General features: G+C 67.5%; 13 protein-coding genes. 5 read left to right on the forward strand and 8 right to left on the reverse strand.

From position 1 onward, the window contains the following. Positions 1-30: 30 nt before the first annotated feature. The 3 genes from infB to B140_RS11480 form a co-directional block, all read right to left on the reverse strand. On the reverse strand, positions 31-2,889 hold the full coding sequence (gene infB / locus B140_RS0100410; protein WP_026165815.1) for a translation initiation factor IF-2: 2,859 nt from the start codon (positions 2,887-2,889) through the stop codon (positions 31-33). A gap of 116 nt (positions 2,890-3,005) precedes the next feature. Next, positions 3,006-3,335: a YlxR family protein gene (locus B140_RS13125; protein ID WP_083912177.1), complete on the reverse strand. Its 330-nt coding sequence runs from the start codon at positions 3,333-3,335 to the stop codon at positions 3,006-3,008. A 268-nt stretch (positions 3,336-3,603) separates the two neighbouring features. Further along, positions 3,604-3,912, reverse strand: coding sequence for a hypothetical protein (locus B140_RS11480; RefSeq protein ID WP_018117371.1), 309 nt, complete (start codon positions 3,910-3,912; stop codon positions 3,604-3,606). A gap of 344 nt (positions 3,913-4,256) precedes the next feature. On the opposite strand from B140_RS11480, the gene B140_RS14165 reads away from it, so the two are divergent. The 3 genes from B140_RS14165 (at position 4,257) to B140_RS12820 (ending at position 7,966) form a co-directional block, all read left to right on the forward strand. After that, positions 4,257-4,922, forward strand: coding sequence for a hypothetical protein (locus B140_RS14165; RefSeq protein WP_026165816.1), 666 nt, complete (start codon positions 4,257-4,259; stop codon positions 4,920-4,922). A gap of 34 nt (positions 4,923-4,956) precedes the next feature. Next, positions 4,957-6,645, forward strand: coding sequence for an HIRAN domain-containing protein (locus tag B140_RS13610; RefSeq protein WP_156801586.1), 1,689 nt, complete (start codon positions 4,957-4,959; stop codon positions 6,643-6,645). A 748-nt stretch (positions 6,646-7,393) separates the two neighbouring features. After that, entirely contained in the window at positions 7,394-7,966 is a 573-nt protein-coding gene (locus B140_RS12820) for a site-specific integrase (RefSeq protein ID WP_280512651.1), read from the forward strand. A gap of 10 nt (positions 7,967-7,976) precedes the next feature. Here B140_RS12820 and nusA read toward each other — a convergent pair whose 3' ends face one another. Both nusA and rimP read right to left on the reverse strand, forming a co-directional pair. After that, positions 7,977-8,975, reverse strand: coding sequence for a transcription termination factor NusA (nusA, locus tag B140_RS0100430; RefSeq protein ID WP_018117373.1), 999 nt, complete (start codon positions 8,973-8,975; stop codon positions 7,977-7,979). Continuing rightward, complete coding sequence (rimP, locus tag B140_RS0100435; protein WP_026165817.1) at positions 8,972-9,553, reverse strand: ribosome maturation factor RimP; 582 nt, start codon at positions 9,551-9,553, stop codon at positions 8,972-8,974. Before rimP ends, nusA begins: the two co-directional genes overlap by 4 nt. A gap of 38 nt (positions 9,554-9,591) precedes the next feature. Between rimP and B140_RS0100440 the strand changes: the two genes are divergently transcribed. Further along, complete coding sequence (locus tag B140_RS0100440; RefSeq protein WP_018117375.1) at positions 9,592-10,416, forward strand: hypothetical protein; 825 nt, start codon at positions 9,592-9,594, stop codon at positions 10,414-10,416. A 37-nt stretch (positions 10,417-10,453) separates the two neighbouring features. Here the strand turns inward: B140_RS0100440 and B140_RS0100445 are convergent, their stop codons facing one another. Further along, positions 10,454-12,211 carry a proline--tRNA ligase gene (locus B140_RS0100445; protein ID WP_026165819.1) on the reverse strand — a complete coding sequence of 586 codons (1,758 nt, stop codon included), beginning with the start codon at positions 12,209-12,211 and terminating at the stop codon, positions 10,454-10,456. 32 nt (positions 12,212-12,243) lie between these two features. Here B140_RS0100445 and yaaA point away from each other — a divergent pair, with 32 nt between their 5' ends. After that, positions 12,244-12,975, forward strand: coding sequence for a peroxide stress protein YaaA (yaaA, locus tag B140_RS0100450; RefSeq protein WP_018117377.1), 732 nt, complete (start codon positions 12,244-12,246; stop codon positions 12,973-12,975). A 6-nt stretch (positions 12,976-12,981) separates the two neighbouring features. Here yaaA and B140_RS14260 read toward each other — a convergent pair whose 3' ends face one another. Beyond that, positions 12,982-14,175, reverse strand: coding sequence for a chymotrypsin family serine protease (locus B140_RS14260; protein ID WP_018117378.1), 1,194 nt, complete (start codon positions 14,173-14,175; stop codon positions 12,982-12,984). Then, positions 14,175-15,359 carry a chymotrypsin family serine protease gene (locus B140_RS13135; protein ID WP_018117379.1) on the reverse strand — a complete coding sequence of 395 codons (1,185 nt, stop codon included), beginning with the start codon at positions 15,357-15,359 and terminating at the stop codon, positions 14,175-14,177. The genes B140_RS14260 and B140_RS13135 overlap by 1 nt, the downstream gene beginning before the upstream one ends. Between the last annotated feature and the right edge of the window lie 41 nt (positions 15,360-15,400).

The raw sequence follows: 15,400 nt of genomic DNA on the forward strand, positions 1-15,400 counted from the left end.
CCGCTCCAAGGGAGCACGCGCTCTGGGGCCTTAGGCCTCGCGCGGCACCTCGACCATCTCGTAGACCTGGATCTGATCGCCCACCGCGATGTCCGGGTACGAGAGCACCATACCGCACTCGTAGCCCGCCGACACCTCGGTGGCGTCGTCCTTGCCACGGCGCAGGGACTCGATGGTGGTGCTGTCCGCGATCACGTTGCCGTCGCGCACCAGGCGCGCCTTGGCGTTGCGGCGGACCTTGCCCGACTCCACCATGCAGCCCGCGATCAGGCCCACGGCGGAGGCCTTGAAGATCTGGCGGATCTCCGCGGAGCCGACCTCGCGCTCCTCGTAGATGGGCTTGAGCATGCCCTTGAGGGCGGACTCGACCTCGTCGATGGCCTGGTAGATCACCGTGTAGTAACGGATGTCCACGCCCTCGGCGTTGGCCTCCTCCGTGGCCTTGCCCTCGGAGCGGACGTTGAACGCGATGATGATCGCGTCCGACGCCGCCGCCAGCGTCACGTTGGTCTGCGTGACGGCGCCCACGCCGCGGTCGATGATGTTGAGCTGCACCTCATCGTCCACCTCGATCTTGAGCAGGGCGTCCTCCAGGGCCTCCACCGAACCGGCGTTATCGCCCTTGAGGATGAGGTTGAGGGTGGAGTGCTCCTTGAGCACCTCGTCCAGATCCTCCAGGGAGACGCGCTTGCGCTTGCGGGCGGCCTCCGCGCTGCGGCGGCGGGCGTCGCGCTGGTTGGCGATCTGGCGCGCCACGCGGTCGTCCTCCACCACCAGCAGGTTGTCGCCGGCGCCGGGCACGCCGTTGAGGCCCTGCACCTGCACCGGGCGGGAGGGACCGGCCTCCTCGACGTCCTCGCCGTACTCGTCCACCATGCGGCGCACGCGACCGTAGGTATCGCCCACCACGATGGAATCGCCCACGCGGAGGGTACCGCGCTGCACGATCACCGAGGCCACCGGGCCGCGACCGCGATCCAGGTGCGCCTCGATGGAGGTGCCCTGCGCGTCCATCTCCGGGTTGGCCCGCAGGTCCAGCGCGGCATCCGCCGTGAGCAACACGGCCTCCAGCAGGGACTCGATGTTCTGCCCCTGGCGGGCGGAGATGTCCACGAACATCGTGTCTCCGCCGTACTCCTCGGGCACCAGGCCGTACTCGGTGAGCTGGCCTCGGATCTTCTCCGGCTGCGCCTCCGGCTTATCGATCTTGTTCACCGCCACCACGATCGGCACGTCGGCCGCCTTGGCGTGGTTGATCGCCTCCACCGTCTGCGGCATCACGCCGTCGTCCGCGGCCACCACCAGGATGGCGATGTCCGTGGACTTCGCGCCACGGGCACGCATGGCCGTGAAGGCCTCGTGACCCGGGGTGTCGATGAAGGTGATCGTGCGATCGCCGCCCTCGGCCTCCACGTTGACCTGGTACGCGCCGATGCCCTGCGTGATGCCGCCGGCCTCGCGCCCGCCCACGTTCGCGTTGCGGATGGTATCCAGCAGGCGGGTCTTACCGTGATCCACGTGGCCCATGACCGTGACCACCGGGGGACGCTGGGCGAGGTCCTCCTCGCCGCCCTCGTCCTCACCGAACTGCAGGTCAAAGGACTCCAGCAGCTCGCGGTCCTCGTCCTCGGGGGAGACGACCTCGACCGTGTAGTTCATCTCCTCGCCCAGGAGCTTCAGGGTCTCCTCCGACACCGAGGCGGTGGCCGTGACCATCTCGCCCAGGTTAAAGAGGGCCTGCACCAGCGACGAGGCGTCGGTGCCGATCTTCTCCGCGAAGTCCGAGAGCGAGGCGCCCCGGCGCAGCCGCAGCTTCTTGCCGCCGCCGTCCGGCAGATGCACGCCGCCGATGACGTTCGGCGCCTTCATCGCCTCGAACTCGTTGCGCTTCTGCCGCTTGGACTTGCGACCCCTGCGCGGTGCGCCGCCCGGACGCCCGAAGGCACCGGCCGTGCCGCCGCGACGCCCGCCGCGACCGCCACGGAACCCGCCGCCGGCCGGACCGCTGCCGCGGTTGTTGCCGCCGCGACCCCCGCGACCCCCGTTGGAGGAGGTGGCGGGCATCTGGTTCGGGTTCGGGTGCGCGGGCATCATCGCCGGGGTCGGGGCCTTGCCCGATCCGCCCGGACGCGGGGAGCCGCCGGAGCGCTTGGCCTGCTGGCCGGGGCGCGGTGCCCCGCCGCGATGGCCCGCGCTGCCGCCGGGACGCGGCGCGGGGCGATCGTTGCCGCCCGTGGAGAACGGGTTGTTGGCCACGCGGGGCGCACGCCCGCCCGGCTTCGGGCCGGGCTTGGGCATGGAGCGCGGCGTCGGGCGGTCCCCGCCCTGCTTGGCGCGCTGCTGCCCCGGCTTGGGCATGGCCTGACCGGCCTGGTTCTGCCCCGTCTGGCCGGGCTTGGGCGCGGCGGGCTTCTTCGCCGCCGGACCCGGCTTCGGCCCCGGCTTGGCCGCCTGGGCGCCTCGGGCGCCCTGAGCCGCCTGCCCGCCCTGGGCGGACTGGAAGGCCGGACCTGCCTGGTTCTGAGCGGCCTGGCCGGGCTTGGGCGCGGCGGGCTTCTTCGCCGCCGGACCCGGCTTCGGGCCGGGCTTGGCGGGCGCGGGCTGCTGCGCGGCGGCCCCCTGCCCCGGCTTCGGCGCCGCGGGCTTCTTCGCCGCCGGACCCGGCTTCGGCCCCGGCTTGGCGGCGGGCTTGCCCTGGCCCGCGGGCGCGGCCCCGGCGTCGCCGGAGGCGGCCTCGTAATGAGCGCGCATCTTCTTGACCACCGGGGGTTCGATGGTGGAGGAGGCAGTCTTGACGAACTCGCCCTGCTCCTTGAGCGTGGCGAGCAATTCCTTACTGGTAATACCGAGTTGCTTGGCTAGCTCGTGTACACGTAGCTTTCCGGGCACTTCTCTCCTTAGCTGTTTGTGCTAGGAACCGAGGAAGTACCCGCTTACCGCAGGGAACCCGTCAGTTCCTAGACGCGTTTCTTGACGTTCATCGCTGATGCTTCATCGTGTGCTCATCAGTGTTCGGTCTTCTTTCCTTGTTTCCGTTCCGTTCCGCGAACCCCGGGCGACGCCGCGAGGCGTTCCAGGAAGGCGCGAACTTCACTCGTGTCCGTATCCACGGGCACCTTCAGCGCGCGCGGAATAGCGCGGCGCTTCTCAGCAAGCTCCAATGCCGCAAGGTCCGGGGTGATCCACGCGCCGCGCCCAGGGGCTGTGCGGTGCGGATCGGGAACGATCCGCCGCCCGCCCTGGGGGCACACGACCATGCGCAGTAACTCAGAATCGGGGTGACGCCGCCGGGTGGCAACGCAGGTGCGGATTGGCCTTGTTCGCGTCAATCCCATCCCTTTCGCCTGATTCTTCCATGCACAACCGGACCCCGTAGGTACCAGGGCCGGGATACAGTGTACGCGACGATGGGGGGAAACTGTAGTTAGGCGGCTCTTTCCCTCGCCGCTCCCCGGCCGTCCTCCGCCCTGGGACGCTACCGCCCCCGGTGCCCCAGGTAGGCTCTTCTCGACCACGGCGGCCGAGGGCCGCCCCGGGCCACCTCAAGAACGAACCCCACGGCGAGGCACATCGCCGTGGGGTTCCACCATGAACATGCGCGAACTACTTGACGATCGCGTCCTGCTTGATCCAGAAGCGACCCTGATCGTCCTTGTAGATCGTGTCCCCGGACTCGGCGGTCTCAAACTCGTTGACCTTGAGCTCCCGCAGGTCGCGCGTCTCGATCTCGGGCTGCACGAACTCACCACCGGCGAACCACTCCTGGAAGGCCGCCACCGAGGTGGAGGACCCGGTGAACAGGTGCTCCTCGTAACCGGCTGCGCTCTCCTCCGCAGAGGCGGCGGAGGCCACGCCGAGGGCCATCACGGAGGCGCAGGCGGCGGCGATGCCGCCGCGAATGAACTTAGACATATTCCTTCACTCCTATCAATCATCGGAGATATGTTGATATCGAAGATAAAAAGCGGCACGGGGACTGTCAACCCCCTCATGAGGCCGGGTACCCTCGGCCGATACCCCCGCCACCGGGGCTCCGGGGGAGGATATGCAGGGCCCTCCGGCGACACCCAGCGGACAACAACCCCTCCACCGCACAGCCCTTACCTTCCCCTCCTCTACCAGCCTCCGATTCACCACAGTGCCCTTATTTTAAGTACAAGGCGACCCACACCCCACCCCCTGCCATGTGGCACATTCCCACGCGATAGCAATAGGATTCACAGTAAAGCGTGCCCAATAGACAAACGGAGGTAACCGTGCCCACCCGAAAGCCGCAAGGCGCACTCGCCCTGCTCGCCGGTACCCTACTGCTTACCGCATGCAGCCCCGGGGACACCGAAACCACCCCCACCACCAGCGCCACCGCGGCGGCCACGACGACGAGCAGCGCCGCGACCACCACCGCCACGCCCCGCCCGGAGGAGGAACCAGGGGCCACCGCCGACGCGCCGACCGGCGAGAGCACCAGCCCGGGCGAGCAGGGGGCGGCCCCACGGGGACGCGCCGTGATACCGGCCGATCCCGCCGCACCCGCCACGCCCATCGCTGGGCCCCTCGGTGACACCACCGCAGTGCAACCCCAGGCTCCGGCGGCGGAGCAGCCCGAGGCGGAACAGCTCGTACACCCCATTCCCGCACCGCAGCCCGCGCCCGCCCCGGCCCCTGTTCCGCAGCAACAGCACACCCCGGCACCCGCCCCTCCCGCCGCAGCGCCCGCTGTTGCGCCGAACCCCGCCCCCGCACCCGAGGAGGTGCCGGTCGAGTGCATCCACATCCCCGCCCGCGACGGGGACACGCCCCCGCAGTTCCCCGCCACCTGCCCCACCACCATCCCGGCGGACCTCAGCGACCCCAACGGGCACGAGGCCAGCGCCCGGCAGCGCAACATGACCGCCGAACCGACCGTTCCAGCAGAGCAATAGCACAGCACACTACCTCACCTAGGAAAGATTAACCGTGAGCCAGACTTATAACGTTTCCCCAAAAGGGAGAAAATTTGATATTGAATTGGCAGGGACGTTCGCATATAAGCGAAATATATCCCTCCTCATTAAAGAAAAGAAAATTAAAGAGTACGAGGAGGAATTTGTTGAGGTTGATCTGGTTTTAGAGCCCGATAATCCCCACGGGGACCGTGGTCATGCCATCTCCGTTCGATGGAAGGACCGTATAATCGGTTATCTTCCACAAGAAGAGGCTCATGATTACTGGCAGTTAGGCCGACTCGTTGCCAGTGGAATTACCCCTACTGCCAATTGTCGGGTTTGGTACCGTCAAGACGAGAGGAATAAAATCCATTCATGGATTAGACTCTCGCTCAAATCTCCACACCTCCTTTTCCCCCTGAACGACCCGCCATATGGGGACTATGCGGTTCTTCCAGACGTTTCCCGAATCCAAGTAACAAAGGAATCGGACCACCTTAACACCCTCCTTGACCATCTCCCACCAAGCGGGTATGGCCTACTTATTACAACCCTGCACGCCTTTGAGGGCGGCGTGCGGAAGAAATTTCCCCTGGTTGAAGTTCGTATTGACGGGGAGCGGGTAGGGGAATTGACACGCGGAATGAGCGAGAAAATCGTTCCCGTAGTGAGACATTTCAATGATCTTGGCGCAGATGCCGTAGCCCTGGCGATCATTAAGGGCTCCTCTGTCGCTATCGAGTTGGTTCTCAGCGCAGCAAAAGCGCATGAACTATCGGAAGAGCACCTGATAGTTCCCGACACCCCGCCCCTTCCCAGGCTTGTGAACTATGAGGCTGACCCCGATTTTTACGATATCCCCGACGCTTATCAGGGGATAACCAAAAAGAAAGCCATAACGGCCATAAATAAGATTGCCGAAAAAATGGAAAAAGGTAATGATGCCGAACCTCACACAGTAGAGAAAGCGGTAGAACTTACTCGATCTGCACCATCAGCACCAAAGTCTCCCCCTCAACCCGTCCATACTCCCTCAGAGCCGAAAATTACGACACCACCCACGCCTCAACACGAACCAGAGTCCACTCCACCAGAGCCGGAATCCTCTACATGGGAGTGGCCTATAACCGCGCAAGCCCAGCGGAAATCCGCACCTAAGCGGCAAATTAAAAGCCCAGCGCAACCCACCTCTACCCCAGGTTCCCCACAGGTCCAGGAGGCTCCACCGCGCCCCCCAAAGCAAGAAGCAGCGCAAGTGGAACGCTCAGCCACACCTCCGATAAAGAGTAAAACTTCCGAGAAGGAAGAACTTACACCTGAGTCCGTCAGAATCCTGGTCAATGCGTTCCTGTGGAGTGGAATTTTCGTAGGCGTGCTTTTGGCTTTCATCGGGGCAATATTGCTAGGCAACTCGCCGCTCTTTAGCCTTGGCTGGGTCATGATCGCGCTAAGCCATTTCGTTGGCTGCGGCTGGATTTTGCGGTGCCGAACCAAGGATCACGAAGATCGCAAAAGGGTACAGAAACACAATCGTCAGAATAATGAACTTTCTAAAGTTCTCGGTAACAAAGACGAAATAATACGCTCTGACCTTACCCCACTTCCTGAACCAGAAAAAACTCCACGTCATTGGGCAGCACTAATCGCTATCTCAATGGGCCTAGCTTTCCTCGGGTTTGTGTTTGTCGGAATAGGTGTCCCATCGCCCACGACTGGGTAATCCAACACATTGAAAAGAGCAAGGCGACCGCCCCGCGCATGAGAATGCCCCCGCAGTCCATCACTACTGCGGGGGCTGACCCATCTCTCCACCAGATACCACGAGAAAGGCACCCTAAAAATATCATGGCCCAGAAGAAAAAGACCGCTGCGGGCGCAACCCGGTGGGTAGGCCGCTACCGCGACCACCAGGGCAAAGAGCACTCCAAGAGCTTCAGCACGCAACGCGAGGCGAAAGCCTGGGAGGCGGAGCAGCAGCGCGCCATGCGGCGCGGGGAGTGGATAGACCCTGCTACTCACAAGACCACTGTCGCGGAGGCTTTAGAGCGTTGGGCTACTCGTCCGAGCCTCCGTGATACCAGCAAGACTGTCTACAGCACCGTAGCGGCCAACCTTGGCCCCATCGCAGACATCCCCCTTGTGGCGCTTCGCAGACGTGACGTAGATGATTGGGCGGCCATACTCACCAAGGCTCGCCCGTGGAAAGGAGGAAGGAGCATCACGGACAGCACACAAGGCGGTGGGTGCTCATCGTCTCTGCGGCCCTAAGCCTCGCTGTCGAGGACGGGCTGATGGCGCGCAACCCTATACGCGCTCCCCGAGCAAAGGCTTCGCGGAGTATATCCCGCGCTCAGATCCCCACCAGTGGGCAAATCTCGGCCCTGGTGGAGCAACTGGAGGTAGGCGGCGCGGAGTACATCGAGAAGGGGTCCATCCATACCCAGAAGCCGCGTCCTGACGTGGCTGACATGGTGCGCACGGCGGTGGGTACCGGTATGCGTGTCTCGGAGCTGTGTGGGCTGCGGGTTCAAGATGTGGATTTTCTGCGGCGGGTAGTGCGTGTGGAGTGGCAGGCTACTCCGAATGGGCAGGAGCTGCGTCCGCTAAAGACTCGGGCTTCTCGGAGGGAGATTGCCGTGGCCGATGATCTGCTAGAGGTGCTGGATCGGTGGTGTGTGGGGCAGTCCCCTACGGATCGGGTATTTAGGCGGGCTGATGGAGCTCCGCTGGGGCATACCCGCGCCGGAGAGGCACTGAGGGTCGCCGCGCAGGGCCTTGGGCTGTCGTTCACGTTCCACTCGCTGCGGCACTACTACGCCTCCCTGCTGATTGATAGCGGGGTTTCGGTGGTGGGTGTGCAGCACGCTTTGGGCCATGAGTCCGCGGCGATGACGCTGGAGGTCTATACGCACCTTTGGCCGGGTGCCGAGGATCAAACTCGTGCGACTATTTCCGGAGCGGTTTCTCGTGCGGGATTTTTGCGGGATCGCAGCCCCTCCCCCTCCGGGGGCATTTCTATTTCCGCAGTTCAATCGGGGTAAAGGTGGCGCTTTACTCCGCGTCCGAGTGGATGTCGATCTTCCAGCCCGTGAGCCGCGCCGCCAGGCGGGCGTTCTGCCCCTCCTTGCCGATGGCCAGGGAGAGCTGGTAGTCCGGCACCACCACGCGCGCGGACTGCTCCTCGGCGTCGAGGATCTCCACGCGCACCACCTTGGACGGGGAGAGCGCGTTGGCCACGAACTTCTTGGGGTCCGGGGAGTAGTCGATGATGTCGATCTTCTCCCCTCCCAGGGCCTCCATGATGTTGCGCACGCGCTGCCCGCGCGGCCCGATGCAGGCGCCCTTGGCGTTGAGCCCCTTGGAGCGGGCCTTGACCGCCACCTTGGAGCGGTGCCCGGCCTCGCGCGCGATGCCCACGATCTCCACGGAGCCCTCCACGATCTCCGGGACCTCGAGCTCAAAGAGACCTCGGACGAGTTCCGGGTGCGTGCGCGAGAGGTTGATCTGGAGGTTGCGCGGGCCTCGGTTCACGCCCACCACGTAGGCCTTCACGCGGTCGCCGTGGGTGAGCTTTTCGCCGGGGAGCTGCTCTGCGGGCAGCAGGATGCCGTCCTGGGAGTCCAGCTCGGTGCCCAGCTCCACCACCACGATGCCCTTCTGGTTAGCGTAGGCGTCGCGCTGCACCACGCCAGAGACCACGGTGCCCTGAATCTGCTGGTAGTTGCCGTAGGCCACGCCGGTCTCGGCCTCGCGCAGGCGTCGGATCAGGGAGGTGCGCACGGCGGGGGCGGCCACGCCCGCAAAGCCCTCGGGGGTGTCGTCGTACTCGGAGGAGACGGTGCCGTCCTCCTCGTATTCGGTGACGATGACGGTGACCGCGCCGGTGGTGGCGTCGATGTCCACGCGGGCGCGCTCGGTGTCGCTGGGCTCGGTCCCGCGATAGGCGCGGTAGGCCCCGAGCAACGCCTCGGCAACGGTGCGGAGGAGGTCGTCTACCTCGATGCCCCGGTCGTTCTCGATCGCCTTGAGCGCGCCCAGATCAATATTCACTTGTTCTCCTCCTGCCACCGCGTGGCGTCCTCGAATGAAAGCTCGGTGAGCGCCGTCTGCTCCGACGGCGGCTGTGCGAACTCAATTTGTACCACCGCCGTGAGTTCCTGATCCAATCGCAGCCGCTCGACCCGCAGCCTCTTGTCCCGCTTGCGCACCAGGATCACCTCGGACTCGTCCTCGGAGAGCGCGCCGATGCGCCCCTCTCGCTCCTCGGCAGCACCATCCGACCCCTCAGAGCCGCCCTCAGCGCCCTCCGCGCCGCGCACCCGCACCAGGCGGTGCCGGTTGCGCCGCCAGTGTCGCGGCGCGCTCAAGGGGGTGTCCACGCCGGGGGTGCTGACCTCAAGCGTGTAGCCGGGGCCAAAGCTGCACTCCCCGGCCTCCTCGGCGGCGTCGAGAACCCCCGAGAGCTCGTTGGAGATGGCCTCCAGGGCGTCGGAATCGGCGTCCACCAGCACCGCCACCAGGGACTTCTTGCCCGCGCGATTGATCCGCACGCCCTCCAGGGGGTATCCGTGCGCCTCCACCACGGGGCGGGACAACTCGATAATTTGCTCAGCGCTTGGGAATGGCATGGTCCAAGCCTAGCGCGGGACCGGTATGGTCGATTCACGTGTCTTTCGAGTTTCCCTCCCGCGCCAGCCTCGTCCTCGTTCTTTCCCTCAGCTCAGCCCCGCTGCTCGGCGGCTGCGAGGTCGATGAGTTCTTCGGCCCGCGCCCCAACGCGGCGGTGAGCGCGCTGGCCGCGGGCGCGCGGGAGGACGCCGAGACCCTCGCGGAGACCAACCCGGAGATCTCGGCCCTGCGCGCGGAGCAGGCCGAGACGTTCGACGCCGAGGTGGCCCGGCTCTGCGGCACCCTGGAGGACGGCTCCACCCCGGCCTCCTGCAAGCAGGACGAGGCTGACTCCGAGCCGCCGGAGACCACGGGGCTGGACCAGATGGTGGCGACCTTTGGCGAGATCCCGGAGGAATCCCGGCCCCTGGTGGCGCAGCAGGCCGTGATCCTCGCGGAGGCCGCGGGCAGGGTGGACGTGGCGGCCGCCGCCGAGCAGACCGACCTCGCCGGGGACCCCGAGGCCGCCGAGGCCGCCCGCGAGGTCCTGCGCCGCGAGCACGCGCTGGCCTACGGGGTGGGGGTGGCCAAGGCCTTCGGGGCCCAGGGGCTGGGCGATCTCACCGAGGCCATCAACGAGCGCATCGCCGCGCTGACCACGGCGCTGGACCCCACCGGGGACGTCCCCGTGGCCGAGGCGGGCTACGAGATCACGGGGACCCAAGCCCCCTCCGATCCCGAGTCCGCCCAGGCCTTCGTGGAGGCCGCCGCTTCCCAGGCGGCGGACGCCTGGCTCTCCGCCGCCGCCTCCGCGCGCGGGGAGCAGCACGGCTGGCTGCGGCTGGCCATCACCGGGGCCGCCCACGCGGAGCGCTTTCGCTAGACCCCGGGCACCCCACGGTGCCCCTAAAAAACGGTAGCTAGCCGCGCACCCACTCCACCAGCGTGGCAACGGCCTCGCCCGCCGGCACCTCCACGGACTCTCCCCCGCGCCTGCGCAGCTCGATCACGCCCTGCGCGTAGCCGCGCCCCAGCACGGCGGCAAAGGGCATGCCCAGCAGCTCCGCGTCCTTGAACTTCACCCCGGGGCTGACCTTGGGGCGATCGTCAAAGAGCACGTCCAGGCCTGCCTGGGAGAGTTCCTCGGCCAGGGTCCCGGCGGCCTCCACCGCGGCGGCGTCCTTGTTGGCCGCCACCACGTGCACCTGGTACGGGGCCACCTCCACGGGCCAGCGCAGGCCCTTCTCGTCGTGCATCTGCTCCGCCAGCACCGCCATGACGCGGGAGACCCCCACGCCGTAGGAGCCCATCGTGGGCACGGAGCGCTTGCCGTTGACGTCGAGGATCTGCACGTCGAAGGCCTCGGTGTACTTGCGGCCGAGCTGGAAGATGTGCCCGATCTCGATGCCGCGCTGCAGCGTCAGCGTGCCCTGGCCCTCCGGGGCTGGGTCGCCCTCCTTGATCTGGGCGGCCTCCACAAAGCCGTCCGGGGTGAAGTCGCGCCCGCACACCATGTTTGCCACGTGGCGGTTCTTCTCGTCCGCCCCGGTGATCCAGCGGGTGCCGCGCACCACGCGCGGGTCGGCCAGCACGCGCACGCCGTTCTCCGCGAGGCCGCGCGGGCCGATGTAGCCCTTGACCAGGAAGGGGTTGTTCTTGAAGTCCTCCTCCTCGGCCAGCTCCACCGTGGCGGGTTCCACGGCGGCCTCCAGGCGCTTCATGTCCGCCTCGCGGTCGCCCGGCAGCAGCACGCCGACGAGCTCGGGCTCCTCGGCACCCGGCTGGGTGAGTTTGACCATCAGGCACTTGAGGGTGTCGGAGAGCTGCACCTCGCGGCCGTCGATAGTCAGGCCCTCCGCGCGCGCCCACTGCACGAGGGAGTCCATCGTGGGGGCGTCCGGGGTGGCGTACTCCTGCGCCTCGGGCTGCCCCTCGATCTCGCGCTCCTGCCCCGGCTGGGTGACCACGGCCTCCACGTTGGCCGCGTAGTCGCCCTGCGTGGCGCGCACAAAGGTGTCCTCGCCGTTGGGGGAGATCGCCAGGAACTCCTCGGAGGCCGAGCCGCCCATGGCCCCGGAGGTGGCCGCGCAGATCACGTAGTCCAGGCCCAGGCGGTCGAAGATGCGCTGGTAGGCGCCCCGGTGGCGCTGGTAGGACTCCTCCAGCCCGGCGTCGTCCATGTCGAAGGAATAGGAATCCTTCATCACGAACTCGCGCCCGCGCAGGATGCCCGCGCGGGGGCGCTCCTCGTCGCGGTACTTGGTCTGGATCTGGTAGAGGGTCACCGGGAAGTCCTTGTACGAGGAGTACAGGTCCTTCACGGCGGTGGTAAACATCTCCTCGTGGGTGGGCCCGAGCAGCATGTCCGCGCCCTTGCGGTCCTTCAGGCGCAGCAGCGAGGAGCCATACTCCGTCCAACGCCGCGTGGTCTCGTAGGGCTCGCGCGGCAGCAGCGCCGGGAAGAGCAGCTCCTGGGCGCCGATGCCGTCCATCTCCTCGCGCACGATCGTCTCGATCCTGCGCAGCGTGCGCAGCCCCAGGGGCAGCCACGAGTAGATACCGGGGGCGACGCGGCGGATGTACCCGGCGCGCACCAGCAGCTTATGGCTGGGAACCTCCGCGTCGGCGGGGTCTTCGCGCAGCGTGCGGAGGAAAAGCGTGGACAAGCGAGTGATCATGGCCCCTGACTTTACCCGTTAGGCTAGTGCGCATGTTGATCGTCCTACCCCCATCGGAAACCAAGGCCCACGGGGGCGATTCCGGGCCGCTGCGCTGGGACTGCCTCTCCTTCCCCTCGCTCACCCCGCAGCGCCGCGCCATCGCCGCGGACCTCGCCCGCCTGCCCGTGGATAAGGCCCTGGGCGTGCTGGGAATATCGGAGCGGCTGCGCCCCGAGGCGGAACTCAACGCCCGGCTCCTCAGCGCACCGACGATGCCCGCGCTCGAGCGCTACACCGGGGTGCTCTACGACGCCCTCGACGCCCCCACCCTGCCCCCGCAAGCCCGCGCCCGCCTGGCCGTGGGCTCGGCCCTCTTCGGCCTGCTGCGTGCCGACGACCCCATCCCCCACTACCGGCTCTCCGCCTCCACCAAGCTGCCCGACGCCGCCGGGGCCACCCCCACGATGAAGGCCCGGTGGGGCGCGGCCATCACCGAGGCCCTGGGCGAGGTGGACGGGCTGGTGGTGGACCTGCGCTCGGGCGGGTACCAGCATCTCGGCCGCCTCCCCGGCGCGCTGACGGTGCGGGTGGAGTCCGTGCGCGAGGACGGCAGCCGCAAGGTGGTCAGCCACTTCAACAAGCACTACAAGGGGCAGCTGGCCCGGGTGCTGGCGCTCAGCGACGCCGCGCCCGCCGACGCCCCCGGGGTGGCCGAGGTGGCGCGGGCGGCGGGCATGACCGTGGAGGAGAACTCCCCCACGGAGCTGACGCTGGTGGTGTAGGGGCCTTTACCGCCACTCCTCGGGCATACCCTCGGCCAGCACGGCGTCCCAGGCCTCCCCGTAGGCGGTCGCGGTATCCTCCACCAGGGTACCGACGTAGTCGGCGGTCTCCACGGCGTTGTTGACCACGGCGCCCGCCTGGGTGGGGTCCTCGGCGAGCATTCCCACGGCGTCCTGGACCTGGAGCCGCACCTCGCCCACTCCAGCCTCCAGGTTGTCGTAGGCCCGCGCGTGGGCGTCGTCCAGGGTCGGCGGCTCCTGCGGGACGAACTCCTCCTCGGGGAGATTCTGCTCCGCCCACTCGACTGCCTGCCCTAGGTCCTCGACCAGGGTGTAGGCCGGGGTGTGCGGCTGCGTGGACTCCGGGAGCGCGAAGCGCTCGTTGACCTGGCCGTCCGGGATGCCGTAGGCCTGCTCCAGGGCCACGTCCATGGGCTGCGCGCGGCCCAGAAGACCTGCAAATCCCATCGAGGTCACGCCGATGGCCTCGCCGGTGGTGGGGTCGAAGTTCACGCCGCCGGAATCGCCGGGCTGGGAGAGGTTGGTGTGCCAGACGCCGTTGCTGGTGCGCATGAGCTGTATCCCGCAGGTGCGCCCGGAGGTCTGCCCGTCCTTGCAGATGGGCTGGCCGAGGTTGTCAAAGTCCACCTCCCACGGACCGAGGTCCCGGTAATCGCGCACCCCGGTGAGCACCACCGGGTCGCCGTGCCTGCGCCCGTACTGATCCACGGAATCGGCCACGCGGGTCATCTCCGCGCCATCGACCACCTCGGCGGTGGCCCAGTCCGGGCCGTCAAACTGCCGGATCACCGACTCCACGCCGCCGTCCTGCGTGGCCGGATACACCTTGTCCCCGTGCTCCCGCTGGGCAATGAGCCTCCGGCCCTCGGGCAGCGCCGCGTACACCTCGGGGTATGTTTCCACGCCCTCCCCCTCGATGCCGTAGAGGCAGTGCCCGGCGCTTACCAGCACGTCCCGCTGGGAACCGTCCGCGAGCGTGACCGTGCCCGGCACCCCCTGGGAGCACGCGGCCGTGGTCATCACCTCCAGCGGCACCTCCTCGGCCAGGCCCTCGAAGCTGTCCGTGGCCATGCGCATCGGCGCGCCCGGAGCCACCTCGGCGGCGGTGGCGGGAGCGACCAGCCCCGCCGTCGCACCCGCCACCAGGGCTGCCACCGTCACGTATCCCCTGCGGCGCATTACTCTTCCTCCTCACCGAACACGAGGTTGGCCAGGGCCTCGTCGTAGGCCTGCGCCGTCTCCTGCGCCAGGCCGCCGAGGATCTCCGCGCCCGTCGCGGCGTTCTCCGCCACGGCGTCCACACGCGTGGGGTCCTGGGCGAGGATGTTCGCCGCGTCCTGCGCCTGGCCCCGCAGCTCCCCCACGGCGTACATGGTGTTGCCCAGGGCCACCTGCTCGGCGTCCTCCATGGTGAGCGGCTCGGCGGGCTGCTGCGTCTGCTCCGGCATCTCCTGCTGCGCCCAGTCCTCCACGCGCTGCCCGTACTCTGTGGTGGTCAGCATCGGGTCGTGGGCCTCGGTGGACTCCGGCAGGCTGAAGCGCTCGTTGACCTGGCCGTCCGGGATGTCGTAGGCCTCCTCCAGGGCGACGTCGAAGGGCTGGGTGGCCATCATCAGCCCCAGCAGGGACTGTGTGGAGGCGCCCAGGGCCTCGCCGGTGGTGGGATCGAAGTTCACGCCGCCGGAGTCTCCGGGAAGGCCCACGTTGGTGGACCACAGGGTGTTGCGCGTGCGCATGAACTGGATGCCGCAGGTGCGCCCGCTGGTGGCGCCGTCCTTGCAGATGGGCTGGCCGAGGTTGTCAAAGGACACCTCGCCCTCCTCCAGGTCGCGGTAGTCGCGCACCCCGGTGAGCACCACGGGCTCGCCGTGTCTGCGCCCGTACTGATCCACGGAGTCCGCCACGCGGGTCATCTCCGCGTCCGGGGCGAGGTCGGCGGTGGCCCAGTCGGGGGTGGTATCAAACCAGTAGTCGGGGTCGAGGGGGTGATCGCCCTCGGTGAAGGTGGCCTTCTCTCCCCGATCCGGCAGCGCGATGAGGCGGTTTCCGTCCTCCATCGGGACGTAGAGGGAGGCAACGTCGCCCTCCACGCCCTCGGTGCCCTTGAGGCAGTGGGCCGCGCTGACCATCACGCGGCGCTGCTCCCCGTCCGGGAGCCTGACGGTGCCGGGCAGGCCCTGGGAGCAGGTGCCTGTGGCGTCGTATCCCGGCGGCACCTCGACGGGCAGGTCCTCGGCGGTGCCATCCTCCACCGTGAGCATCAGGGCTCCCGGCGCCACCTCGGCGGCGGTGGCCTGGGCCACGAACGCGGCGGGCAGGCCGGCCAGGGAGGCCGCGAGCACCAGGCGAATAGACTTCTTCATGGTTGTTCCTTTCAATGATTGCTGCTTATTCATCGTTTCTA

The sequence above is a fragment of the Corynebacterium mastitidis DSM 44356 genome, from assembly GCF_000375365.1.
Lineage (GTDB): Bacteria > Actinomycetota > Actinomycetes > Mycobacteriales > Mycobacteriaceae > Corynebacterium > Corynebacterium mastitidis.